At 48.8% G+C, this 578-nt stretch carries 2 tRNA genes; both read left to right on the top strand.

The window, feature by feature from the left end:
* Positions 1 to 119: 119 nt before the first annotated feature.
* Positions 120 to 196, top strand: a tRNA-Ile gene (locus DW56_RS05945).
* A 110-nt stretch (positions 197 to 306) separates the two neighbouring features.
* A tRNA-Ala gene (locus DW56_RS05940) sits at positions 307 to 382 on the top strand.
* Positions 383 to 578: the final 196 nt, after the last annotated feature.

The following is a 578-nucleotide window of genomic DNA, read 5'->3' as shown; positions in this document are numbered from 1 at the left end:
GTCGTAACAAGGTAACCGTAGGGGAACCTGCGGTTGGATCACCTCCTTACCTTAAAGAACCTGCCTCTGTAGTGTCCACACAGATTGTCTGATAGAAAAACGAGCAGTAAAACCTCTACAGGCTTGTAGCTCAGGTGGTTAGAGCGCACCCCTGATAAGGGTGAGGTCGGTGGTTCAAGTCCACTCAGGCCTACCAGATTCCTGCTGATACCGCGTTGCGGCAACGTTCACATACTGAAGTATGTGTCGCGTTACCACGCCTTGTCTCAGCATGAATTATCGGTACAGAGGTTCTGACTACACGATGGGGCTATAGCTCAGCTGGGAGAGCGCCTGCTTTGCACGCAGGAGGTCTGCGGTTCGATCCCGCATAGCTCCACCATCACTTCAGAGTGTACTCACTGAGTATACTGCGAAGTATTTGCTCTTTAACAATCCGGAACAAGCTGAAAATTGAAACGACATGTCGTCTCATTCTTCCGTAATAAAGAATGAAGCACGATATGTTCGAGTCTCTCAAATTTTCGCAACCGAAGTGAAACATCTTCGGGTTGTGAGGTTAAGCGACTAAGCGTACA

The organism is Franconibacter helveticus LMG 23732 (assembly GCF_000463115.2).
Taxonomy (GTDB): Bacteria; Pseudomonadota; Gammaproteobacteria; order Enterobacterales; family Enterobacteriaceae; genus Franconibacter; species Franconibacter helveticus.
This window is presented reverse-complemented; position numbering and strand designations above follow the sequence as displayed.